The organism is Frankia sp. CeCAU1 (assembly GCF_977971845.1).
In genome coordinates this window covers 22,524-47,724 of record NZ_CDWWXA010000001.1, presented here as the reverse complement: position 1 = coordinate 47,724, position 25,201 = coordinate 22,524, and the positions used below count along the sequence as shown (strand labels likewise).

Annotated in this window: 17 protein-coding genes; all 17 read left to right on the top strand. The window is 71.1% G+C overall.

Annotated elements, in window-relative coordinates; translation table 11 throughout:
* The 17 genes from AC08OO_RS00190 to AC08OO_RS00110 all read left to right on the top strand — a co-directional run bounded on the left by AC08OO_RS00190 (position 1) and on the right by AC08OO_RS00110 (position 25,102).
* Complete coding sequence (locus AC08OO_RS00190) at positions 1 to 1,404, top strand: M16 family metallopeptidase (RefSeq protein WP_476606090.1); 1,404 nt, start codon at positions 1 to 3, stop codon at positions 1,402 to 1,404.
* A gap of 119 nt (positions 1,405 to 1,523) precedes the next feature.
* A complete protein-coding gene (dapB, locus tag AC08OO_RS00185) occupies positions 1,524 to 2,258 on the top strand; it encodes a 4-hydroxy-tetrahydrodipicolinate reductase (RefSeq protein WP_476609152.1) in 735 nt (244 codons plus the stop codon).
* A 286-nt stretch (positions 2,259 to 2,544) separates the two neighbouring features.
* Positions 2,545 to 3,045, top strand: a complete 501-nt coding sequence (locus AC08OO_RS00180) for a hypothetical protein (protein WP_476606087.1) — start codon at positions 2,545 to 2,547, stop codon at positions 3,043 to 3,045.
* A gap of 499 nt (positions 3,046 to 3,544) precedes the next feature.
* Positions 3,545 to 4,495, top strand: coding sequence for a UDP-glucuronic acid decarboxylase family protein (locus AC08OO_RS00175; RefSeq protein WP_476609130.1), 951 nt, complete (start codon positions 3,545 to 3,547; stop codon positions 4,493 to 4,495).
* 761 nt (positions 4,496 to 5,256) lie between these two features.
* Positions 5,257 to 6,324, top strand: a complete 1,068-nt coding sequence (galE, locus tag AC08OO_RS00170; RefSeq protein WP_476606083.1) for a UDP-glucose 4-epimerase GalE — start codon at positions 5,257 to 5,259, stop codon at positions 6,322 to 6,324.
* On the top strand, positions 6,302 to 7,945 hold the full coding sequence (locus AC08OO_RS00165) for a UDP-glucose dehydrogenase family protein (protein ID WP_476609128.1): 1,644 nt from the start codon (positions 6,302 to 6,304) through the stop codon (positions 7,943 to 7,945). Before galE ends, AC08OO_RS00165 begins: the two co-directional genes overlap by 23 nt.
* A gap of 204 nt (positions 7,946 to 8,149) precedes the next feature.
* On the top strand, positions 8,150 to 9,472 hold the full coding sequence (gene hisS / locus AC08OO_RS00160) for a histidine--tRNA ligase (protein ID WP_476609127.1): 1,323 nt from the start codon (positions 8,150 to 8,152) through the stop codon (positions 9,470 to 9,472).
* Between the two features lie 438 nt (positions 9,473 to 9,910).
* Positions 9,911 to 10,696 (top strand): FAD-dependent thymidylate synthase, encoded by a 786-nt coding sequence (thyX, locus tag AC08OO_RS00155; RefSeq protein ID WP_476609126.1) that lies wholly within the window; start codon positions 9,911 to 9,913, stop codon positions 10,694 to 10,696.
* Between the two features lie 59 nt (positions 10,697 to 10,755).
* On the top strand, positions 10,756 to 13,164 hold the full coding sequence (locus AC08OO_RS00150; protein WP_476609125.1) for a phosphoketolase family protein: 2,409 nt from the start codon (positions 10,756 to 10,758) through the stop codon (positions 13,162 to 13,164).
* A gap of 32 nt (positions 13,165 to 13,196) precedes the next feature.
* Positions 13,197 to 14,345, top strand: coding sequence for an acetate/propionate family kinase (locus AC08OO_RS00145; RefSeq protein ID WP_476609151.1), 1,149 nt, complete (start codon positions 13,197 to 13,199; stop codon positions 14,343 to 14,345).
* 512 nt (positions 14,346 to 14,857) lie between these two features.
* A complete protein-coding gene (gene dapA, locus AC08OO_RS00140; protein ID WP_476618131.1) occupies positions 14,858 to 15,916 on the top strand; it encodes a 4-hydroxy-tetrahydrodipicolinate synthase in 1,059 nt (352 codons plus the stop codon).
* The gene (locus AC08OO_RS00135; RefSeq protein ID WP_476609124.1) at positions 15,913 to 17,598 is read left to right on the top strand and encodes a ribonuclease J; all 1,686 of its coding nucleotides are present in this window, start codon (positions 15,913 to 15,915) and stop codon (positions 17,596 to 17,598) included. Before dapA ends, AC08OO_RS00135 begins: the two co-directional genes overlap by 4 nt.
* A 69-nt stretch (positions 17,599 to 17,667) precedes the next feature.
* Positions 17,668 to 20,478, top strand: coding sequence for an FtsK/SpoIIIE family DNA translocase (locus AC08OO_RS00130; RefSeq protein ID WP_476618120.1), 2,811 nt, complete (start codon positions 17,668 to 17,670; stop codon positions 20,476 to 20,478).
* A gap of 106 nt (positions 20,479 to 20,584) precedes the next feature.
* Positions 20,585 to 21,454, top strand: a complete 870-nt coding sequence (locus tag AC08OO_RS00125) for a helix-turn-helix domain-containing protein (protein WP_476618119.1) — start codon at positions 20,585 to 20,587, stop codon at positions 21,452 to 21,454.
* 4 nt (positions 21,455 to 21,458) lie between these two features.
* Positions 21,459 to 23,012, top strand: coding sequence for a MiaB/RimO family radical SAM methylthiotransferase (locus tag AC08OO_RS00120; protein ID WP_476610210.1), 1,554 nt, complete (start codon positions 21,459 to 21,461; stop codon positions 23,010 to 23,012).
* A complete protein-coding gene (locus AC08OO_RS00115; RefSeq protein ID WP_476610211.1) occupies positions 23,002 to 23,811 on the top strand; it encodes a CDP-alcohol phosphatidyltransferase family protein in 810 nt (269 codons plus the stop codon). Before AC08OO_RS00120 ends, AC08OO_RS00115 begins: the two co-directional genes overlap by 11 nt.
* Entirely contained in the window at positions 23,801 to 25,102 is a 1,302-nt protein-coding gene (locus AC08OO_RS00110) for a competence/damage-inducible protein A (protein ID WP_476610212.1), read from the top strand. Before AC08OO_RS00115 ends, AC08OO_RS00110 begins: the two co-directional genes overlap by 11 nt.
* Positions 25,103 to 25,201: the final 99 nt, after the last annotated feature.

Here is a 25,201-nt window from a genome sequence, read left to right as displayed (position 1 = left end):
GTGTCCGACACTCCCACGCCCGACCTGACCTGCTCAGCGGGGACCGCCGGCGCGCCGCGGAACAAGCCGGTTCCCGGCGCCCGGGCCGCGCACCTGCTCGCTGCTGGCGGGGTCGGTGGCGAATCGTTGCTGGACGGCACGGCGCGCCGCACCGTGCTCCCCGGCGGTCTGCGGGTCATCACCGAGCGGGTCCCCGGGGTGCGCTCGGTCGCGATCGGCGTCTGGGTCGCGGTGGGCTCGCGCGACGAGACGCCGGTGACCGCCGGATGCTCCCACTACCTGGAGCACCTGCTGTTCAAGGGCACGCCCAGCCGGGACGCGTTGACTATCAGCGCGTCGGTCGAGGCGGTCGGCGGGGACATCAACGCCTTCACCGGCAAGGAGTACACCTGCTACTACGTGCGGGTGCTCGACTCCGATCTCGCGATGGCCGTCGACGTCATCGCCGACATGGTCACCAACTCGCTGGTGACGGCCGACGACGTCGAGGCCGAGCGTGGCGTGATCCTGGAGGAGATCGCCATGTACGAGGACGACCCGGGTGACCTCGTCCATGACGTATTCGCGGCGGCGATGCTCGGGTCGTCGGTACTCGGCCGCCCGGTGCTCGGGACGACCGAGTCGATCGAGGGGCTGGGCCGGGAGACCATCGCGGACTACTACCGCTCCCGGTACGTCCCGCCGGCGATGGTGGTCTCCATCGCCGGCAACCTGGCGCACGACCGGGCGCTGGCGCTGGTCGCCGAGGCGTTCGCCGACCGTCTGACGGTGAGCGCCGAGCCGTTCGAGGTGCGTGGCGGATCGTACGACTACCCGCCGCCGCCCGGCATCGTCGTGACCGACCGGCCGACCGAGCAGGCGCATCTCGTGCTCGGCACCAGGGGACTGTCCCGGCACGATCCGCGCCGTTACACGCTCGGCGTGCTGTCGACGGCGCTGGGCGGTGGGATGAGCTCGCGGCTGTTCCAGGAGATCCGGGAGAAGCGGGGGCTGGCGTACTCGGTGGGCTCGTTCGCCTCCCACTTCGCCGACGCGGGCCTGTTCGGCGTCTATGCCGGATGCGCCCCCAAGCGTGCCGACATGGTCCTCGAGCTCGCCCGTGAGCAGGTACGTCAGATCGCCGAGCACGGGATCAGTGCGGAGGAACTCGACCGGGCCCGTGGGCAGAACCGCGGCTCGATGATCCTCGGCTTGGAGGACACCGGATCCCGGATGAGCCGCCTCGGCAAGAGCGAGCTCGTCCACGGTGAGGTCCTGTCGGTCGACGAGATCATCGCCCGGGTGGACGCGGTCACCCTCGACGATGTCACCGCGATCGCGCGGGAGCTGCTGGACCAGTCCTGGGCCCTGGGCGTCATCGGACCCTTCGACGACCACGACTTCAGCGCTGCCGTCGCCCGTTAGCGACTCTCATCCCGCGAGGTTCACCGATGTCCGACTCCGAGTCCCGCCCGGTAACCGGCGCTGTCCCGGTAGCCGGCGCTGTCCCGGTAGCCGGCGCTGTCCCGGTAGCCGGGACAGCAGTGGGGGTGCTCGGTGCACGGGGACGGATGGGGTCGACGGTGTGTGCCGCCGTCGAGGCCGCCGCCGACCTGGCGCTGGTCGCGGCCCTCGGCACCGGCGATGACCGTGGTGCGCTCGCCGCGGCCGACGTCGTCGTCGACTTCACCACTCCCGACGCGGTGATGGACAACCTCCGCTGGTGCGTCCAGGCCGGCAAGCACGTCGTCGTCGGCACCACCGGCTTCGACGAGCCGCGGCTCGCGACCCTGCGTGGCTGGCTGGCCGCGGCACCGGGGGTCGGGGTGCTCGTCGCGCCGAACTTCGGGGTAGCCGCCGTGCTGATGATGACGTTCGCCGCCCGGGCCGCCCGGTTCTTCGACTCGGTGGAGATCATCGAGTTGCACCATCCCGGCAAGGCCGACGCGCCGAGCGGCACCGCCCGGCGTACCGCGCAGCTGGTCGCCGCGGCGCGTACCACCGCCGGGTTGCCGGTGGCCGGCCCGGACGCGACAACCGCCGCCCTCGACGGTGCCCGTGGCGCCCGGGTCGACGGCGTGCCGGTGCATGCCGTCCGCCTCGCCGGGCTCGTCGCGCATCAGGAGGTCCTGCTCGGGGGCGCGGGGGAGACCCTCACCCTGCGGCACGATTCCTACGACCGCACCTCGTTCATGCCGGGGGTGCTGCTGAGCGTGCGGAAGGTCGGCGAGCGACCGGGACTCACGGTCGGTCTGGAGTCGCTGCTCGACCTGGGCTAGCGCCGCGGGCATCTTGGGGCAGGTGCCTGCTGCCACCACGGGCCGCGAAAGATAGGTTTCCGGATGTGGTCGGACACGTTGACCGTCGTTTCCCGGCGGGTACCCGTAGCGTCTTTTGTATCGATCTTGGTACGACGTTCAGCTGCCTGGCCCGGGCGCGCCCCGACGACGTGTGCTCCCTGGTCAAGCGGCGGATGCCGGTCGTGGCGACCTTGGCGGCACCCGGGGCGCGGATCCGGCTGGATCCGGACGGCCCGGTGGCGTCGGCATCCGGTGGGGCGTCCAGGTGAGGGCCCGCTGGCTGGTGGCCGTGCTTGTCGCGGCGTGTGGCTTCTACCTCGGGCTGATCGGGTGGCGGGGAATCCAGTTGCTCGGCGACGATCGCTGGGCGGCCCGTGGACTCGGTCTCGGTGTCGTGCTGCTTCCGATGATCGGCGCCGTCGTCATCCTGCGTGAGCTGCGTTTCGGCCGCGACACCGAGCGGCTTGCCCGGATGTTCGACGTAGCCGCGGATGCGACGGCTGACGTCGAGTCCGGCACCGCCCGCGGCTTCAACCCCGGCGCCCGTGCCGACGAGCCGGTTCTCGTGCGCCGGCCGTCGGGCCGGATCGACCGCGCCTCGGCCGACGCCGCGTTCGCCCAGCGTCGGGCGGAGGTCGAGGCGGCGCCGGGTGAATGGCGTCGCTGGTACCGGCTCGCGGTCTCCTATGGAGATGCCGGGGACACCCGCCGGGGACGCGCCGCGATGCGTCACGCGATCGTCCTCGAGCGGCACTCCCGCGGGTGACCGTGCCCCGTCCCCTGGCGGTGAATTGCTCATCCAATGCAGGCGGCTCCGGGACGGCCATTGACATCTCCCGTAGGGAGTCGGGCGCCATCGGTGACAGGTGGTTATATCGTATCGACGTGGCTAGGAGGGAGACTGAGCCGGGCCGCGTACTTAACGCGTCGATGGCCTGTGTACGATGCCGCAGAGGGTCGGCGTTGTCGGCCATCAGACTACTGGGGGGTAGTGCGGTGTTCGTGTCCTGCGGCCATTCGAGATCGGTCCGGCAGTGTCCATGCTGAGTGCTCCGGCGGGTGAGCAGCTACTGATCCTCTGAGTCTCCGATCATTTGATGTCCGTTTCCCCCGATCCTCCAACCTGGCCTCGCGGCGCGATCTGATCGGATGCGCCGCCTCCTTCGCATGGCTCAAGGGAGGACGCCCGTCGTCGCCGGACTCCGGACAGCGATCGACGGGCACTCTCCGGGGTCCTCTGTATTCCAGATCCGGGAGCACACGACGTGCGTGCGATAGTGACCGGCGGCGCCGGTTTTCTGGGCAGTCATCTCTGTGAACGCCTACTGGACGGCGGCTACGAGGTCATCTGTTTCGACAACTTCCTCACCGGCAGGCCGGAGAATGTGGAGCATCTGCTCGCCGACCCACGTTTCCGCCTGGTCAACCGGGATGTGAATGATTTCATTTATGTTTCCGGTCCGGTCGACGCCGTGTTGCACTTTGCGTCCCCGGCATCTCCGGTGGATTACTACGAGCTGCCGATCGAAACGCTCAAGGTCGGCTCGCTCGGTACCTTCCACGCCCTTGGCCTGGCGCGGCAGAAGAATGCTCGGTTCCTGCTCGCCTCGACCTCGGAGTCCTACGGCGATCCACAGGTCAATCCCCAGCCGGAAGGCTACTGGGGCAACGTGAACCCGGTCGGCCCGCGCAGTGTGTACGACGAGGCCAAGCGCTTCTCCGAGGCAGTGACCATGGCCTATCGGCGCAAACACGGTGTCGACACCGGTATTGTCCGGATCTTCAACACCTACGGCCCGCGGATGCGGGTCGACGACGGTCGCGCCATTCCCGCCTTCATCTCCCAGGCGCTGCGGGGCGAGCCCATCACGGTCGCCGGTGACGGAACCCAGACCCGGTCCATCTGTTACGTCGACGACCTGATCGACGGCATCGTCCGACTTCTGCACTCGGACCTGCCCGGGCCCGTGAACATTGGGAACCCGCACGAGATGTCGATCCTCGACACCGCGGTGCTCGTCCGTGACCGGTGCGGATCGACGGCGCCGATCACCTTCGTCCCGCGGCCCCAGGACGACCCCTCGGTGCGTCAACCCGACATCACCCTCGCCCGGACCCTCCTGGGCTGGGAACCGAAGACGAGCCTGCACGACGGGCTCACCCGGACGATCTCCTGGTTCGCCGGCCAGCTCGCGGAGAGCCGTCAGGTCGCTTGACCGGCGTCACAGGTGTCCCGCCCGGCCACCGAGCTTTCCGGGGACGTGGCTTTCCGGGAACGTGGCCGCGCGGGGAACGTGACTTTCTGTTTGCGGGGGAGGGTTCGCGATGGCCGGCGCCATGCCGTGTGCACCGCCGCGTTACGTGGGATCGGTGGCATTGGTCCGCAACCCGCCGAGGATGTCAGCGTCACCTACCTGCTGTGCGCGCTCAGGCCGAGGCGGGGCCTTCGCCGCCGATGCGTGGGCGAACGGCGACGGGCCCGGGAGGTCCGCGGCAATGGTGACCCGAGAGTTCCCGTGGCCACGCCACCTCCTGGACATCTTCTTCCGGGACGTGAGCCGCCGGTCCCGGGTGCCGTGCGCGCGGTTCTTGCCACCGGCGGTGCACTACCCGACGCTGGCGCTGTGACCGGACCGGGGCTCCTGCTCGCGCCGATCGCCTGGTTCACCGGGATCGCCGTCGTCCCCGGGATCGCCGCGGCCGCTATCAGGTCGGTGATGCACCGACCTGGGGGTTATGTTCTGCTGTGCCTGATGTCCGTCGCCCCGGGTGTGCCCGTGCCCATCGCGGTGTTCGCTGCCCGAACGGTCGGGACCGCGCGGTCCAGCCGAAGGGCACCGGCGACGGGCGTGGCCGTGGTGTCGATCCTAGCCGCTGTCGGGTTGATCCTGCTGCCGGGATCGGTTGTTCCGGGCCGGTGTGGAGCACCGGTGACGAGTTGTTTCAGTTGATCACCGAAGAAGTGGATAACCGAGCTATGACGTCGACGAGTCGAGCCGAGACGGTCCTGGTGACCGGGGCGACGGGGTTCATCGGCTCCCATACCTGGGTGGACCTGCTCGCCGCGGGTCATCGGGTGGTGGGAGTGGACAACTTCGTCAACAGCTCACCGCGGGTGCTGGACAGGCTGCGTAAGGTGGTGGACGGCGACATCGACTTCGTGCGGCTCGATGTCCGTGACCGGGCGGCGCTCGGTGACGTGTTCCGCCGATGGAAGATCGATTCCGTTGTTCACTTCGCCGCTCTCAAAGCCGTCGGCGAGTCGGTCGACATCCCGCTGGAGTACTACGACACGAACGTCAACGCGACGTTGGGTCTGGTCCGCGTGATGGCGGAGCACGGCGTGCGCCGGCTGGTCTTCTCGTCCTCGTGCGCAATCTACGGAGCGGCGGACAAGGTGCCGATCGCCGAGGACACGCCGGCCCGCCCGACCAATCCCTACGCGCGCACCAAATGGATGTGCGAGCAGATCCTCGCCGACCTCTGCGCCCGGGATCCGTCCTGGCACGTGACGTCCCTGCGATACTTCAACCCCGCCGGGGCGCACGAGTCGGGCCTGCTCGGCGAGGATCCCCGTGGGGTGCCGAACAACGTCATGCCCTACCTGGCCCAGGTGGCGGTCGCCCGGCGCCCGGAGCTGTCCATCTTCGGCGACGACTACCCCACGCCCGACGGCACGGGCGTACGCGACTACATCCACGTGGTCGACCTGGCGGAGGGCCATCGACTCGCTCTCGATCATCTCGATGACCAGGCGGGACATCGGGTCATCAACCTTGGGACCGGCGCTGGCACCTCCGTGCGGGAACTGCTCGCGGCCTTCTCCGCGGCCTGCGCTCGTGATCTCCCCAGTCGCGTCGTGGCGAGGCGGCCGGGGGACGTCGCCGCCCTGGTCGCCGACGCGGCGCTCGCCCGTACGGCACTCGGCTGGTCAGCCCGCCGGGATGTCGCGGACATGTGCCGGGACGCCTGGGAGTTTCAGCGTCTCAATCCAGGGGGGTACGACGATGAGGAGGAGCCTGATGAGCTCGTCGGACAGCCTTGATGATGCGGCGGCGCCCGGAACCGGGCCTCGTCCACGCCTGACCGTCATCGGCACCGGGTACCTGGGGGCCACCCACGCGGTGTGCATGGCGGAGCTTGGCTTCGAGGTGCTCGCCGTGGACGTCGACCATTCGAAGATCGAGCGGTTGTCCGCGGGGGAGATCCCGTTCTTCGAGCCCGACCTCGTCGACCTCCTGCGCGCGAACCTCCGGACCGGACGGCTGCGTTTCACCACCTCCTTCGAGGAGATTGCCGAGTTCGGCGACGTGCACTTCGTCTGTGTGGGCACCCCCCAGCGTGCCGACGGTTACGGGGCGGACCTGAGCCACCTGCACGCCGCCATCGAGCGCCTCGCGCCGCTGCTGACCCGGCCGTGCCTCGTGGTCGGCAAGTCGACGGTGCCGGCCGGCACGGCTGCGGGGCTCGCCCGGACGATCGCGCAGCTCGCCCCGGCGAACCGCCCGGTCGCGGGCGAGACGGCGCCCGGCGCGGCGGGGGCCGGCGGGTTGGGCCGCGTCGAGGTGGGCCGCGTCGAGGTGGGCCATGACGGGTTGGGCCATGACGAGGTGGACGAGCCCGCTGCCGACATCTCCAGCGATCTCGCCGGCGTCCAGCTGGCCTGGAACCCGGAGTTCCTCCGGGAGGGCTTCGCGGTGGCCGACACCCTGCGACCGGACCGGCTCGTCTTCGGTGTCGCCTCCCCGGCTGCGGAGGGAGCGCTGCGGGCTGCTTTCGCGCCGGTGATCGCCCAGGGGGTGCCGGTCATCGTGACCGACTACGCGACGGCCGAGCTGGTGAAGACGGCGGCCAACTCCTTTCTCGCGACGAAGATCTCCTTCATCAACGCGATGGCGGAGGTGTGCGAGGCGGTCGATGCCGATGTCCTGACGCTGGCCGAGGCGCTGTCCCACGACGTGCGCATCGGCGGGAACTTCCTGCGTCCGGGGGTGGGGTTCGGGGGCGGCTGCCTACCCAAGGACATCCGGGCCTTCCAGGCCCGCGCAGACGAGCTCGGGGTCGGTGCGGCGCTGCGTTTCCTGCGTGAGATCGACGAGATCAACAATCGTCGCCGGGACCGTGTGGTGGACCTGGTCACCGCAGCCCTCGACGGCACGCTGGTCGGCCGGCGCCTCGTCGTGCTGGGCGCCGCGTTCAAGCCCAACTCCGACGACGTGCGGGACTCCCCGGCGCTCGCGGTCGCGGGGCTACTGGCCGAGACCGGCGCCGGGGTGACGGTCGTGGATCCGGTCGCGACGCGCAACGCCCGGCAGGCCCGGCCCGGCCTCGCCTACAGCGACTCCGTCGAGGCCGTGGTCGAGGGGGCCGACGCGCTGGTCCTGCTCACCGAGTGGCGCCAGTTCGCCGACCTGGACCCGGCCCGGCTCGGGGCCGTGGTCCGGCGCAAGGTCGTGGTGGACGCCCGGCACGCGCTCGACGCCGACCAGTGGCGCCAGGCCGGATGGGTCTACCTGGCCCCCGGCCGGCCGACCGGCGTCATCCCGAGCTCGTTGCCGGAGCAGCGGCACCGGGGGGACGGAGCGCCGCCGGCGCCGGTCGAGCAGTGCGGCGAGACGGGTGCGCGGCTCGCGGAGGTCGAGGCGCGCGCGGGGCACCCGGTGTGATCGACGGGATGGGGCCCGGTGGAACGGGCCCCATCCCCGCCGTGGAATCGCTCTCCGGCTGTGAGGTCAACGAGCCCCACGCGATAGGCTGCTGCTCATGCGTCTCCTCGCTCGACATCGGTGACTGCCACCCGGCTTCGCGGTTGACCGTGCCCGGGGCGGCAGGTGCCCGTCCGTTCGAGATGATGAGGAGATTCCGCGGCGATGAGTGACGCGCCGATCGTCCGTCCCCTGCCCGTGAGCGGATTTCCCGAGTGGCTGCCCGAGGTCCGTCTCGTCGAGCAGCGCTGGCTCGACACCATCCGGGCGACGTTCGAGCGGTACGGCTTCTGCTCGGTAGAGACCCCCTCGGTCGAGGCGCTCGAGGTGCTGACCGCGAAGGGGGAGACCTCCCAGGAGGTCTACACGCTACGCCGCCTGCAGGCCGACGCCGACGACGACAGCGCCCGCCTCGGCCTGCACTTCGACCTCACAGTGCCTTTCGCGCGGTACGTGGCCGCCCACTTCAACGACCTCGTGTTCCCGTTCAAGCGCTACCAGATCCAGCGGGTGTGGCGGGGGGAGCGTCCCCAGGAGGGCCGCTTCCGCGAGTTCACCCAGTGCGACATCGACGTGATCAACGTTGATCAGGTGCCCCTGCACTTCGACACGGAACTTCCCCGCATCGTGCACGAGGTCCTGGGCACCCTCGGCGTTCCGCCCTGGACCCTCAACATCAACAATCGCAAGGTGCTCCAGGGCTTCTACGAGGGCCTGGGCATCGGCGATCCGCTGGCCGTCATCCGGGTCGCCGACAAGCTCGACAAGATCGGCCTCGCGGGGGTGGAGGGGCTGCTGACCACCGCGGTCGGGCTCGACCCGGACCGGGTGCGCGCCTGCCTGGAGCTCACGGGCATTCGGGGCTGCGATCCCGGCGTCGTCGAGGAGGTACGCCGGCTCGGGGTGAAATCGGACCTGCTCTCCGAGGGGCTCGACGAGCTCGCCGCGGTTCTCGGCGATCTCGCCGACCTGCCCGCCGGCGACGTGGTCGCGGACCTCTCGATCGCCCGCGGTCTCGACTACTACACCGGGACCGTCTACGAGGCGAAGTTCGTCGGCTGGCCGGACTTCGGCAGCATCTGCTCGGGGGGACGGTACGACAACCTTGCCGGCTCCTTCATCCGCCGCAACCTCCCCGGCGTCGGGATCTCGATCGGCCTCACCCGCATCTTCGCCAAGCTACTGGCCGAGGGCCTGCTCACCACCGGGCCGTCCAGCCCCGCCGACGTGCTAGTCGTGATCCCCGCCGCGCCGCGCCGCGCCGCCGCCCTCGCGACGGCCGCCGAGCTGCGCACCCGGGGGCTGCGGGTGGAGACCTACCACCAGCCGGACAAGGTGGCCAGGCAGGTCCGCTACGCCTCCCGCAAGGGCATCGGATTCGTCTGGTTCCCGCCCTTCGACGATGGCCGGGCGCACGAGGTGAAGAACATGGCCACCGGGGACCAGTCCGCAGCGGACCCGGCGACCTGGACCCCGTCCGCGGGCTGACCGGCGGGCCCGGGGGTCGTGCGCAGCCCGCGGTCCGATGCGCGCGGCGGGCGTGCCGCCGCGCCATCGCCGGGAGGCTGTCCGTCGTGACGTGGCCGGGCGGCCGGGGATTGACGGGGGCGGAGATCCCCGGCCGCGCCATGCCACGCCGTGAGGGCGGGCACTGCGACTCCTCGTCGCTGGGGACTGACGAGGCGTCCACCTCCGGTGTACCACGCGGGTCGTGACTGCCAATCCCCGCGCGTCGATCGGGTGACCGGACGGGTAAGTGGATGCCGACACGATCCCGGTTGGGCGATTGCTGGCCCGGTCGGGTGATTGCAGGCCTGGCGTCCGGGTGCATGCCGCAGCCGGGTGAGGTCCCCGCGCCCCGGCGGATGGGCGCCGTCTATCGTGGGCGGAGTCCGCCAGCGACCGGGCAACGGGTCCCGCGTCCAGATGATGGAGGTGGCAGTGTCGCAGCCGACGCCCGAACCGACGTCCGTGCGGCTTCGGGTCCAGGTGATCGCCAAGACCGAGTTCATCCCCCCGGACGACGTGGCCTGGAGCACCGACGCCGACGGCGGTCAGGCCCTCGCCGAGTTCGCCGGGCGGGCCTGCTACCAGAGCTGGAACAAGCCGAATCCGGCGACCGCGACCAACGCCGGCTACCTACGGCACATTCTCGACGTCGGGCATCTGTCCGTGCTCGAGCACGGGACCGTATCGCTCTATCTCACCGGGGTGTCGCGCAGCCTCACCCATGAGCTGGTCCGGCACCGGCACTTCTCCTACAGCCAGCTCTCCCAGCGCTACGTCCCCGAGCGGGACGCCGCCGTGGTGGAACCGGAGGTCATCGCGGCCGATCCGGAGCTGCACGCCCTGTTCCAACAGGCCGCAGCGGCCTCGCTGGAGGCCTACGGGCGCCTGTTGGAAGGTCTGGAGAAGCGGTTCGCCGACGTTTCCGCGCCTGTCTCACGGCGCAAGCAGGCGCGCCAGGCGGCCCGGTCGGTGCTGATGAACGCGACCGAGACCCGGATCGTGGTCACCGGGAACTACCGGGCGTGGCGGCACTTCATCGGGATGCGGGCGAGTGAGCATGCCGACGTGGAGATTCGCGGGCTTGCCGTCGCCGTCCTGCGGGAACTGCTCCGGGTGGCGCCCAACGTGTTCGCCGACTTCCGGATCTCGACGCTGGATGACGGCACCGAGGTCGCCTCCAGCCCGCTGGTGGGGGAGGGCTGAGCGCCGGACCTTCCCGCCGCCGGCCGTCTATTGATTTACTGGGAGAAAGAGTACAGCCGATGACGAGCGTCGTCGACGCCGAGCGGAGCGGGGCGGATCCGGCCGCGGGGCCGTTGTCCCCGGTGGAGCTTGACCTCATCCACGCCTACTGGCGAGCGGCGAACTATCTGTCCGTCGGACAGATCTACCTGCTCGACAATCCCCTGCTCGCCGAGCCGCTGCGTCCGGAGCACGTCAAACCGCGCCTGCTCGGGCACTGGGGCACGACTCCCGGCCTGAACCTCATCTACGCCCATTTGAACCGCGTGATCCGGGCAAAGGACCTGAACGCCATCTACATCATCGGTCCGGGTCACGGCGGTCCCGGCATCGTGGCGAACGCCTACCTGGAAGGTACCTACAGCGAGGTCTACCCCTCGATCGGCCGGGATGTGGCGGGGATGCGGCGGCTGTTCCGGCAGTTTTCCTTCCCCGGCGGAATTCCCAGCCACGTCGCGCCGGAGATTCCCGGGTCCATTCATGAGGGCGGCGAGCTCGGTTACGTGCTGACCCACGCCTACGGCGCGGCCTTCGACAATCCCGACCTGGTGGTCTGCGCCGTCGTGGGGGACGGGGAGGCCGAGACGGGCCCGCTCGCGGCGAGCTGGCACTCCAACAAGTTCCTCGACCCGGGTCGCGACGGCGCGGTGCTGCCGGTCCTGCACCTCAACGGCTACAAGATCGCCAATCCGACGATCCTGGCCCGCATCCCCGAGCAGGAGCTGACCGCGCTCCTGCGTGGCTACGGGTACCATCCGTACTTCGTGGCCGGGGACGACCCGGCCGCGGTGCACCAGCGGATGGCGGGCGTCCTGGACGCCGCCGTCGACGAGATCCACGAGATCCAGGACCGGGCCCGCCGCCACGGCCACACCGAGCGCCCCACCTGGCCGATGATCGTGCTGCGGACCCCCAAGGGGTGGACCGGGCCGGCCACTGTTGACGGCCTGCCGGTCGAGGGCACGTGGCGGTCCCACCAGGTGCCCGTCGCGCAGTTGCACGACAACCCCGGGCACTTGGCCCAGCTGGAGGCGTGGCTGCGCTCCTACCGGCCGGAGGAGCTCTTCGATGCCGGCGGCGCCCCGCGGCCCGAACTCGCCGCGCTCGCCCCCCGCGGTCCCCGGCGGATGAGTGCGAACCCGCATGCCAACGGGGGCGAGCTGCTGCGTGATCTGACTCTTCCCGACTTCCGTGACTACGCGGTCGACGTCACCGCCCCCGGGACCACCCTCGCCGAGCCGACCCGGATCCTGGGCGCGTTCCTGCGGGACGTGGTGGCCGCCAATCCGAGCACCTTCCGGGTGATGGGCCCGGACGAGACCGCCTCCAATCGGCTGGGTGCGCTCTTCGAGGTGACCGACCGCGTCTGGAACGCCGGGACGGAACCGACGGACGAGCACCTGGCCGTGGACGGTCGGGTCATGGAGGTGCTTTCCGAGCATCTGTGCCAGGGCTGGCTGGAGGGCTATCTGCTCACCGGCCGGCACGGGTTCTTCTCCTGCTACGAGGCGTTCATCCACATCGTCGACTCGATGGTCAATCAGCACGCGAAATGGCTGAAGACCACCCGGCACATCCCGTGGCGGCGCCCGATCGCATCGTTGAACTACCTGTTGACCAGCCACGTGTGGCGGCAGGACCACAACGGCTTCTCCCATCAGGACCCCGGATTCATTGACCACGTCGTGAACAAGAAGGCCGAGGTCGTCCGGGTGTACCTGCCCCCGGACGCGAACACCCTGCTCTCCGTCGGCAACCACTGCCTGCGCAGCCGGCACTACATCAACGTGATCGTGGCCGGCAAGCAGCCGGCGTTGAACTACCTGTCGATGCCGGCTGCGATCGCCCACTGCACCCGTGGCCTGGGCATCTGGGACTGGGCCAGCAACGACCACGACGCGCCCGGCGACGGGCTGCCGGATGTGGTGATGGCCTGTGCCGGGGACATCCCGACCCTGGAGACCCTCGCCGCGGTGGACCTCCTGCGCCAGTACTTCCCCGACCTGAAGGTGCGCGTCGTCAACGTCGTCGACCTGATGTCCCTGCAGGACGAGGCGGAACATCCGCACGGCATCTCGCACGCCCGCTTCGATGCGCTGTTCACCACCGACCGGCCGGTCATCTTCGCCTACCACGGCTATCCCTGGCTGATCCACCGGCTGACCTACCGGCGGCACAACCATCACAACCTGCATGTCCGTGGCTACATCGAGGAGGGGACGACCACCACCCCGTTCGACATGGTCATGCTGAACAACCTCGACCGGTTCCACCTGGTGGCGGACGTCATCGATCGGGTACCGAGTCTGGGCGCCCGCGCCGCGCACGTCCGGCAGCAGATGATCGACGCGCGGCTCGCGGCCCGGACCTACACCCGGGACCACGGCGAGGACGTCCCGGAGATCCGGAACTGGACTTGGCCCTACTGAGCCTCGCCCCTACCGAGCCCCGCCCCGTCGCGATGAACGTCCTGGTGGTCAACGCCGGATCGGCCAGCCTCAAGCTGCGGCTGATCGGCCCGGACGACGTCCTGCTCGCCGCGCGCGATCTCACCGCGCCAGCCGGTCGGGTGGACCCGGTCGGGGTCATCGCCGCGTTGCGCGAGCTCACCCACGAGGGTGGCCAGCCGGGGGCGGTCGGGCACCGCATCGTGCACGGCGGGACGGATTTCGCCGCCCCCGTGGTCGTCGACCGGGCCGTGGTCGAGCGGCTGCGGAGGCTGACCGCCCTCGCCCCCCTGCACCAGCCTGCGGCGCTTGCCGCCCTCGACGAGGTCGGGGCGGCCGTGCCCGAGGTGGCGCAGGTCGCTTGTTTCGATACGGCGTTCCACAGCCGGATGCCGGCGGAGGCCATCACCTACGCCATCCCGGCCGAGTGGCGGGAGCGGTACGGCATCCGCCGGTACGGCTTCCACGGCCTGTCCCACGCCCACGTCTCCCGGCGGGCGGCCGCGCTCACCGGGGGGCGGCGCATCGTGACCTGTCATCTCGGCTCGGGCGCGTCGCTCGCCGCCGTTCTCGACGGGGTGGGGGTGGACACCACGATGGGCTTCACCCCGCTGGAGGGCCTGGTGATGGCCACCCGGTCCGGCACCGTGGATCCCGGCGCGCTGCTGTGGCTGCAGACGGAGGCGGGACTGAGCGCGCACGAGCTCACCGATCGCCTGTTCACCTCGGCGGGGCTGCGTGCGCTCGCGGGGACGGCGGACATGCGGGATGTCGAGTCCGGCGCCGCCGCGGGTGAGCCGGCCGCCGCGCTGGCGCTGGCGGTCTACCTGCACCGGCTGCGTGCCGGGATCGCCGCGATGACCGCCGCGCTGGGCGGGCTGGACGCCCTGGTGTTCACCGGCGGCGTCGGGGAGAACTCCGCCTCCGTGCGGGCCGGGGCCGCGGCCGGACTCGGCTACCTGGGCGTGGCGGTGGATCCCGAGCGTAACGATCCGGCCCGGGCCGGTGGTACGGGTCTGCCGGGCGGTACGGGCCTATCTGGTGGCACGGAGCGCGAGATCGGCGTGCCGGGGGCCGCCGTGCGCACGCTCGTGATCGAGGCACGCGAGGACCTGGAGATCGCCCGCGGGACCCGGGCAGCCCTCGCTGGTGGCGCTGGGTGACGGTAGTCCGATATTACGGTAATGTCCCGGGTGGCGGGTGAGATCCTGGCGGACCCGCGCGCCGCCGGATGGCACCGCCCGGACGATCCGGTGGCGGTACTCTGAAGGCTCTGTCGCGGCGAGTGGGACGGTGCTGTCCGGTCCGGTCCGGTGCGGTGCGGTCCGGTGTCCTCTCCGCCGGTCGTCCCGTCGTCCCCGAGCGGGGCCCGGCCGGTCGCGATCCGTCTCCATTCGGTGACGGCGGGGTCCGATCGGCGTCAGACCCCGTCGCGGTGCCCGACAGCGCGCGGTGCGCCGTCCCCGGGCTGGGCGGATGGTATCCGCGTGTGGTGGCCCGGCGCCCCCGCGGGTCTCGCGCCGGTCGCCGGTGGTGCTTGTGGGCAGGCCCGGCTCGGGCCGGCGGAGCGGGAAAGGCGGCGTGGGCGGAGGATGGACCGGTGCCGGCCCGGCGGTGTCGGAGGAGTGAACGTGGAGGTTCGGCGGTCCGGCGGGTGACGTCGGTCGCCGAGGTGATGTCGGAGGTGCCGTCTAGCGTGACCGGTATGTCAATGTTGCCGCCGGCGCCGTTCGGGCGCGTGATCACAGCGATGGTCACGCCGTTCCGGGCGGACGGCGGTCTCGATGAGGCGGGTGCCGCGCAGCTCGCGAGCCGTCTGGTGGACGCCGGCAACGACGGGCTCGTGGTCAACGGCACCACCGGGGAGTCTCCGACGACCACCGACGAGGAGAAGGACCGCTTGGTGCGGGTCGTCGTCGAGGCCGTGGGAAGCCGTGCCCGCGTGATCTCCGGTGTCGGGACGAGTGACACCGCGCACAGCGTGGAACTGGCGCGGGCCGCCGAAGCCGCGGGCGCGCACGGTCTGCTCGTCGTGACGCCCTACTACAACAAGCCACCGCAGGCCGGGTTGCTGCGGCATTTCGTCACCGTCGCCGAGGCGACCGGGCTACCGGTCGTCGTCTACGACATCCCCGGCCGGACCGGGGTTCCGGTGGCGTCGGAGACTTTGGTGCGGTTGGCCGAACACCCGCGTATCGTCGCGGTCAAGGACGCTAAGGACGATCTGCCCGCATCCTCCTGGGTGCTGGCGCGGACCGGTCTGGCGTATTACTCCGGCACCGACGCGCTCAACCTGCCGTTGCTGTCCATCGGGGCATGCGGAGTCATCAGTGTTGTCGGGCACGTGGCCGCACCCGCGATCCGTGCCATGATCGAGGCCTTCGGGGCCGGTGAGGTGGGTCGGGCGATCGCGCTGCATCAGGGCTTGCTGCCCGCGTACGAAGGAATGTTCCGCACCCAGGGCGTGATCCTGGCCAAAGCCGCGCTGCGGCTGGCCGGGCTGCCCGCGGGGCCGGTCCGGCCACCGTTGGTGGACGCCACTCCCGCTGAGGTCGCGCGGCTGCGGGCGGACCTCGCCGAGGCGGTCCTCGACGCCGCCGGGCCGCCGGGCGCGCCCGGCGGCGTCGCGGCCGGGGGGCGGGGCGCGCCCGGCGGCGCCTCGTCCGGGTCCGGGTCGTCCGGGTCCGGGTCGTCCGTCGGGCTGGCCGTCGCCGCGGCGGGTGAGGTCTCATGAGCCATCCGCATCCCGACCTCGGCCCGCCGCCGCCGCTGCGCGCGGACGGCCTGCGGATCATCCCGCTCGGTGGGGTCGGGGAGATCGGTCGCAACATGACCGTCTTCGAACACGCCGGCCGGCTGCTGATCGTGGACTGCGGGGTGTTGTTCCCGGAGGACGTCCAGCCGGGGATCGACCTGATCCTGCCCGACTTCACCGCCATCCGGGATCGCCTCGACGACATCGAGGCGGTGATCCTCACCCACGCACACGAGGATCACATCGGGGCGGTGCCCTACCTGCTGCGGGAACGGCGTGACATCCCGCTGATCGGCACCCGGCTCACCCTGGCGCTGATGAACGCGAAGCTCGCCGAGCACCGCGTCAAGGCGGTCACTCAGGAGATCCGGGAGGAGGAGCGGCACGCCTTCGGGCCGTTCGAGTGCGAGTTCTTCGCGGTCAACCACTCCATCCCGGACGCCGTGGCCGTGGCCATCCGCACCGAGGCCGGGCTCGTCCTGCACACCGGCGACTTCAAGATGGACCAGCTGCCGCTCGACGGCCGGCTGACCGACCTGGGGGGCTTCGCGCGGCTCGGCCGCGAGGGTGTGGACCTGCTGCTGTCCGACTCGACCAACGCCGAGGTGCCCGGGTTCGTCACCTCCGAGCGGGAGATCGCCCCGGTGCTCGACGGAGTCTTCCGCGAGGCGACCCGCCGGATCATCATCGCCTGCTTCGCCAGCCATGTGCACCGGGTGCAGCAGGTGCTCGACGCGGCCGAGGAGCACGGTCGGTCGGTCTGCTTCGTGGGCAGGTCGATGGTCCGCAACATGGGAGTGGCCCGCGACCTCGGGTTGCTGCGGGTGCCACCGGGTCTGATTGTCGACGCCCGGGACGTGGACGCGCTGCCGGACCGCAACATCTGCCTGATCTCCACGGGCTCCCAGGGGGAGCCGCTCTCGGCCCTGTCCCGGATGGCCAACCGGGATCACCAGATCCGCATCCAGGCCGGCGACACGGTCGTGCTCGCTTCCAGCCTCATCCCCGGCAACGAGAACGCGGTGTTCCGAGTGATCAACGGGCTGGCCCGCTACGGCGCCAAGGTCGTTCACAAGGGCGTGGCGAAGGTGCACACCTCGGGTCACGCCCCGGCGGGCGAGTTGCTCTACGTCCTGAACGCCACCAGGCCGTCCAACGTCATGCCGGTCCACGGCGAATGGCGGCACCTGCGGGCCCATGCCAAGCTCGCCGAGGCGACCGGGGTGCCCCCGGACCACGTGGTGCTCGCCGAGGACGGCATGGTCATCGACCTGCTCGACGGCCGGGCGCGGATCACCGGCGTTGTTCCCTGCGGCTATGTCTACGTCGACGGCGCCGCGGTCGGGGACGTCGGTGAGCCGAGCCTGAAGGACCGCCGGATCCTCGGCGAGGAGGGTTTCATCACGATCACCGTCGTGGTGGACGCCGCAGCGGGCAAGGTCATCGTCGGCCCGGATCTCTCCGCCCGCGGCTTCTCCGATGCGCCGGGCGCCTTCGACTCCGTCTCCAAACTGGTCAGCGACGGGCTGGTGGACGCGATGCGCACCGGGATGAACGATCTGACGGCCCTGCAGCAGCTCGTTCGGCGTACGGTCGGTCGCTGGGTCAACGAGAACTACCGGCGCCGTCCGATGATCGTTCCGGTGGTTCTCGAGGTCTGAGGCGTTGCGGCGCGCCCGGTTCGTCGGGGTTGCCAGTACTCGGGCACGCTCGTGTGTACCGTTTCGACGGTGGCCACACGGACCAGTGGCGCGCGGACGCGTGCGCAGACGGAGACGGCCACGTCCCGGCCGAGGGGCGGTGGTGGGCGTCAAGGCACCTCGCGGGGTGAAGGTACCTCGCGAGGCGGCGGTCAGGGCGGCAAGGCACGCGCATCGACGGCGGCTGGCCGGTCGGGCAGCTCCCGCGCGGCCGGCCGCGGTAGGAGACCGGCCCGTCCACCGGCGCGGGCGAGCCGTCCCCCGCTGTCGCTGCTGATCGGCCAGACAGTCGTCAAGAGCGTCTACCGGCTGTGGATGGGCGCGGCGACGGCGCTGGGCACCATGCTGCGCCGGGCCGGCCGGGGCGCCCGTGAGCTGCACATCGATCCAGGGCACCGGCGTGACGGGCTCGGCCTGACCGCGTTCGGCGGGGCGATCCTGGCCGGCGCCTCGGTGTGGTTCTCCGCCGCCGGGCCGCTGGGGAGGTACGTGGCCGCGATCCTGGAGCTGCTGGTTGGCGCCGGTGCCTGGGCACTGCCGCTGTTCGGCCTGGGCGCCGCGTGGCGGCTGGTCCGGTCCCCGACCGATCCGGATAGCCGGGGCCGGGTGGTGATCGGGTGGACGGCGGTCGCCGTCGGTCTGCTCGGCATGGTGCACATCGCCCGTGGCCTGCCCGACTTCTCGGACGGCGTCGCCCGGATGCGGGCGGCCGGTGGCGTCGTCGGGCTGCTCGGTGGCCTCCCGCTGGCGAGCGCGGTGACGCCGTACGTCGCCGTTCCGCTGTTGCTGCTGCTGACGTTCTTCGGCGTTCTCGTCATCACGGCGACCCCTGTCCGCCAGGTGCCCGAGCGGCTCGGTGAACTCGTCGATCGACTCACCATCGGGGTGCGCGGTCCCGCTCGGGATGCCGGCGAGTACGACGCGGACGTGGACTTCCGCGACGACCCCGAGGACGATTCGGAGCTGTCCGACGGCCTGCTCGCAGCCGGGGCGGCCGGGGCGGGTCGGGGTCGGCGTCGGCGCGGTGGTCGGGCGACCCCGCCTGGGGGAACGTCCCCGGGTGATGGCGAGGTCTTCGATGCCGCCGGCCCCGCCGATGCCGCCGGTCCCGCCGGGGATCTCGCCCTCGACCTGTTCGGTGAGCTCGCCGGCCCGGAGGCGGACACCGGCTACGTGACCACGGCCCCCGATCCGGGCGGTGCGGCCGCCGGTGGCGGGGAACCGGTAGCGGGGGCCGCACCCGGTCCGCAGCGCAGGGCCCGGGCCCGGACAGCCCGGGTGACCGCGGGTGCGGCGGACACCGCGACCGGCGTCCCCGGTCCGGGTTCCGCGGACTTCGGCGGTGAGATCGAGCATCTGGTCCCCCCGACCGATGGTGACTACCGGCTGCCGTCGCCGACCCTGCTGCGTTCCGGTACGCCGCCCAAGGTCCGCTCGGCCGCGACCGACGGGGTGATCGCCTCGCTGACCGACGTGTTCGCCCAGTTCAAAGTGGACGCCCAGGTCACCGGCTTCACCCGGGGACCGACGGTGACCCGCTACGAGGTCGAGCTCGGTGCCGCGGTCAAGGTCGAGCGGATCATCCAGCTCACGAAGAACATCGCGTACGCGGTGAAGAGCCCGGACGTGCGGATCATCAGTCCGATCCCGGGCAAGAGCGCGGTCGGTATCGAGATTCCCAACACCGACCGGGAGTTGGTGTCGCTCGGCGACGTCCTGCGCAGCGGGGAGGCGATCGGTAACCCGCATCCGCTGGTTGTCGGTCTCGGCAAGGACATCGAGGGCGGCTACGTGCTCGCCAACCTGGCCAAGATGCCGCACATCCTCATCGCCGGGGCGACCGGAGCCGGCAAGTCGACGTGTATCAACACCCTCATCACCTCGGTGCTGGCCCGGGCCACCCCTGACCAGGTGCGCATGGTGCTGGTGGACCCCAAGCGGGTCGAGCTGACGAACTATCAGGGTATTCCCCATCTGATCACGCCGATCATCACGAATCCCAAAAAGGCGGCCGATGCGCTGCAATGGGTCGTGAAGGAGATGGAGAACCGGTACGAGGACCTGGCCGCGTGCGGGGTGCGTCACGTCGACGACTTCAACCGCAAAGTGCGCAACGGCGAGATCGCCGCCCCGCCGGGATCCGAACGTGTCTACGTGCCCTACCCCTACATCCTGGCCATCGTCGACGAGCTCGCCGACCTGATGATGGTGGCGCCGCGCGACGTCGAGGACGCCATCTGCCGGATCACCGCCATGGCCCGGGCGGTGGGCATCCACCTGGTGCTCGCCACCCAGCGGCCCTCCGTCGACGTGGTGACCGGCCTGATCAAGGCGAACGTGCCGTCCCGGCTCGCCTTCGCGACGGCGTCGTTGGCGGACAGCCGGACGATCCTCGACCAGGCCGGCGCGGAGAAGCTCGTCGGCCTGGGGGACGCGCTCTTCCTGCCGATGGGAGCGGGTAAACCCGCCCGTATCCAGGGTGCCTTCGTTTCCGAGGACGAGATCGCGGCCATCGTCGACCACACGAAGGAACAGGCGCCGGCGGCGTTCCGGGAGGACGTGTTCGACGCCGGCGGCGAGGCCAGGAAGGAGATCGACGAGGAGATCGGAGACGATCTACAGCTCTTCCTGCAGGCCGTCGAGCTCGTGGTGAGCACGCAGTTCGGCTCCACCTCGATGTTGCAGCGCAAGCTGCGGGTCGGGTTCGCGAAGGCCGGGCGGCTGATGGACCTGATGGAGAGCCGGGGCATCGTCGGCGCAAGTGAGGGATCGAAGGCGCGTGACGTGCTGGTCATGCCGGACGAGTTGGAGGGTTTGCTCACAACCCTGCGTAACGGATGAGGAAGCCTCCGGCGGAATGTCCCCGCTTTCAGCGCCGGGGGGCGCACCGTAAACTGAAGGCCTCGCGCCCACGGTAGGCGGAAAAGACGGTTGCGGAGGTTCGCTCATGCAGTCCGCGGACGATCCGCAGCCGCGGGACAGCGTCGGGTCCATCCTGGCCGCGGCGCGGCGTGACCGCGGTCTCACGGTCTCCCAGGTCAGCGAGCGCACCCGGGTCAGGGCGGGTCTGATCGATCAGATCGAGCGGGACGACTTCTCGCAGTGCGGCGGCACGGTGTATGCCCGTGGGCATCTGCGCAGCATCGCCACCACCCTCGGGCTCGATCCCGGGCGGGTGCTGGCGGCTTACGACGCCTCGCACGAGCACCAGACCGGCCCATTGATGATTATCCCCTCGGCCGAGTTCGATCCGCTGCGCGGGGGGTCCCGCCGGCTGCGCGGCGGGTTCCGGTGGGGGCCGGCAATGATCGTTTCGCTGGTCGTGGTGTGCGTCATCGCGGCTCTCGCGTTGCTGCTGCCAGGTTCCTCCGGTTCCTCGGACGACAGGGCCACGCCGGGGCCGGGCGGGGCCGTGGGGCTCACTCCGACCGTGAGCGTCCCGCCGGTCTCGACGAGCCCGGCCGCTCCCACCGTGACCACGCCCGCGCAGGCAGGGGTGAACGTCGTCCTGACGGTACGCGACGCGCAGAGCTGGCTGGAGGTGCGCGACGACGCCGAGCATGTCCTGCTCTCCCAGCTCCTGCAGTCCGGCGACAGCCGGACGGTGACGGCGTCGGGGGCCCTGCACATCAGGGCGGGCAATGCCGGTGCGGTCGATGTGTCGTGCAACGGCAGGAGCCTCGGGGCGCCGGGCGGGCTCGGGCAGGTCGTGACGATCCGGGTGAGCGCCGCAGCCTCCGGCGCCTGCGAGGTCGGCGACGAACAGCGTAGCGGTCTCGTGGCCGCGCCAACGCCCGCGCCGGTCCCGGTAGCCTGACCTGGTGTCCACACGCCTCCATCGCCGGGTAGCTCTGATCACGCTCGGTTGTTCCCGGAACGAGGTGGATTCGGAGGAGCTGGCCGCCCGGCTTGGCGCGGACGGGTGGGAGCTCGTCTCCGACGCCGCCGATGCCGACGCCGTGCTCGTCAACACCTGCGGATTCGTCGACGCGGCGAAGAAGGACTCCATCGACGCTCTGCTTGCGGCGGACAACCTGCGGGCCGGTGGCGCTCCATCCGGTCCCGCGGACGGCGCCGGTCCGGGTCCGCGCGCGGTGGTGGCCGTGGGCTGCCTGGCCGAGCGTTACGGAACCGAGCTCGCCGAGAGTCTGCCCGAGGCGGACGCGGTCCTCGGATTCGATGCCTATCCGAACATCGCCACGCACCTCGCGGCCGTGCTGGCCGGTACCCCGGTGCCCGCGCACTCCCCGCGTGACCGGCGGACGATGCTGCCGATCACCCCGCTGGACCGGGCCGCCCCCGCTCTCCCGCCGGGCGCGGTGTCCACCGGAGCCGTTCCGCTGCGCCGGCGGTTAACGACCGGGCCGGTCGCCGTCCTGAAGATCTCCAGCGGCTGTGACCGGCGCTGCGCCTTCTGCGCGATCCCGTCGTTCCGCGGCTCCCACGTCTCGCGGTCACCCGACGACGTGCTCGCCGAGGCCGAATGGCTGGCCGGTCAGGGTGCCCGCGAGCTGGTCCTGGTCAGCGAGAACTCCACCTCCTACGGCAAGGACCTCGGGGATCTGCGTGCGCTGGAGAAGCTGCTGCCGCAACTCGCGGCGGTGTCGGGCATTGTCCGGGTGCGCACGGTCTACCTGCAGCCCGCCGAGATGCGTCCGTCGCTGCTCGAGGTGCTGCTGACCACTCCGGGCCTCGCGCCCTATCTCGATCTGTCCTTCCAGCACGCGAGCCCGCCGGTGCTGCGCCGGATGCGCCGCTTCGGCGGCAGTGGGCACTTCCTCGACCTGCTCGCCCGCGCCCGCGCGCTGGCGCCCGACCTGGGGGCGCGATCCAACGTCATCGTCGGGTTCCCGGGGGAGACCCCCGAGGATGTCGACATCCTCGCGGAGTTCCTCGAGGCCGCCGAGCTCGACGCCGTCGGCGTGTTCGGCTACTCCGACGAGGAGGGCACCGAGGCCGCCGGGCTGACGGACAAGATCCCCGATGAGCTGATCGAGCGCCGCCGGGTACGCGTCACCGACCTCGTCGAGCAGCTGACCGCCGCCCGGGCGGACGCGCGGATCGGCTCCCGGGTACAGGTCCTGGTGGAGGAGGTCGCCGGTGGTCTGGCCACCGGCTGCGCCGCCCACCAGCAGGCGGAGGTCGACGGCGGGTGCGTCGTGCGACTGTCCCCGGGCGGCGCGGCGGATGACGGGCCGGAGCTCCTCGGGGTGGGGGATCTCGTCGAGGCCCGGGTGGTCGCCACCGAGGGTGTCGATCTGATCGCGGAGTTCACCGCGGTGCTCGATCGGGCCCGTCTCACGGCCGCGGTCGCGCGGCCGACGCCGGATCGGGCGGCGGCCCTCGTGGGCCGGGGCGTCGCGGATGGGACGTGACGGCGTCGGGCGCCGACGCCAGGGGGAGCGCGGCGAAGGGCCGTCGCAGCTCCCCGCGGAGCCCGTTTCTGCCCCGGTGGTCCCCGCGGCCCCGGTGGTCAACGTCGCCAACCTGCTGACGATCGCGCGGCTGGTGTTGGTGCCGGTCTTCGTGCCCTTCCTGTTCGCCGGGCCCGACGGGCACACCTGGCGGTACGCCGCCTTCGGCGCCTATGCGGTGGCTGCGGTGACCGACCAGATCGACGGCTCCATCGCCCGCCGCTGGCACCTCGTCACCGACTTCGGCATCCTGGTCGATCCGATCGCCGACAAGGCACTGACCGGTGCCGCGTTGATCTCGCTGTCCGTGCTCGGCGAGCTGCCCTGGCCGGTCACCGCACTGATCCTCCTGCGGGAGGTCGGCGTCACCCTCCTGCGCTTGTGGGTGATCCGCTTCGGGGTGATCGCGGCGAGCCGTGGGGGCAAGGCCAAGACCCTGCTGCTGAACGTCGCGATCGGTCTCTACGTGCTTCCGCTGGCGGGCGTTGCCGCCACGAGCCGGGCCGTGATTCTCGCGGCCGGCGTGGTGGTCGCCATGGTCACCGGGATCGATTACGTCTGTCGAGCTCTCACGCTGCGGCGGCGGGCCTCGCGGGATCCCGGCGATGTCACCCCGCCGAGGGGCGCACCATCCACCGGCCTCTCGCCCGGCACCGGCCCCTCGGCGCGCCACCGGATGGCGGGGCCGGCCGGGTCCGGCCCGTCGACGGCGGCCGGACCGACCATCAGGAAGACGGAGGGGCGGACCGATGCGCGCTGAGCTGCTGGCGGTGGGGGACGAACTTCTCTACGGCGACATCGTCAACGGCAACGCGGCCTGGTTGGGTCGGCAGCTGGCCGATGTCGGAGTGACCGTCACGACGTCGACGGTCGTCGGTGACGACATCGACATGATCGCCACGGCGATCCGGGTGGCACTGGACCGGGCTGACGTCGTCATCATGACCGGAGGGCTCGGTCCCACCCAGGACGACCTGACCCGCGAGGGCATCGCCGCCGCGGCCGGCGTCGGCCTGCGCCGGGACGACTTCCTGGAGTCGATGCTGCGGCGACGGTTCCGGGACATGGGCCGCGGTGACGGTGGCCGGCGCGTGCCCCAGATGAACTACCGACAGGCGGACCTGCCCGAGGGGGCACAACCGCTGCCGAACGGCACCGGAACAGCCCCGGGGATACGGGTGGAGATCGGGACTGGCGTCGTCTACGCGATGCCCGGTGTGCCGTTCGAGATGAACGGCATGTTCACCGCCAGCGTGCTGCCCGACATCCTGCGCCGGGCCGGGCAGCCCGCGGTGGTCGTCCACCGGGTGCTGCGCACGGCGGGCATGTGGGAGTCGGCCGTCGCCGAGGCCCTCGCGGACGAGGTCGACCGGCTTGCCCGGATCGGCAATCCGCGCATCGCGTTCCTGGCCAGCGGTGGCCAGACCCGGGTGCGTATCACGGCCCGGGCCCGGGATCGGGCCGAGGCCGAGATGCTGATCGCACCGGTGGAGACCGCGGCCCGGACCGCACTGGGCGCCGGGGTGTACGGCGGTGCGGACGACTCCCTCGAAGGCGTGGTCCTGGGGCTGCTCGTCCAGCGGTCGGCGACGCTGGCCGTCGCGGAGTCCATCACCGGGGGGCTGCTCGCCGGGCGGCTGACCGACGTCCCCGGTGCGAGCGCCGCGTTCCGTGGCGGCATCGTCTCCTACGCCACGGAGGTCAAGGCATCGGCGCTCGGTGTCGACGAGGGTCTGTTGGCCGCCGAGGGCGCGGTGTCGTCGAGGACGGCCGCCGCGATGGCGGCGGGGGTCCGGTCCCGGCTGGGTGCCACCTACGGGTTGGCCACCACGGGAGTCGCGGGCCCGCAGCCGCAGGAGGACAAACCGGTCGGAACGCTGCATATCGGCCTGGCCGGACCGGACGGCACCGTCACCCGGTCGGTACGGCTGCCCGGGGACCGGCCGCGCATCCGCACCTACGCGGTGGTGTCCGCGCTGGACCTGGTGCGTCGGATGCTCGCCGGGCTGCCGAACAGCGAGATGACCACAACCGGAGACGGCGCACCCTGATGCGCGAGACCAATCACCGGACCTGAGGTGCTTACACAGTTACAGTCCCGTCAACGAGGGCCCGATGGTCGCGGCGGTGGGTATACGGTGAACGCATCC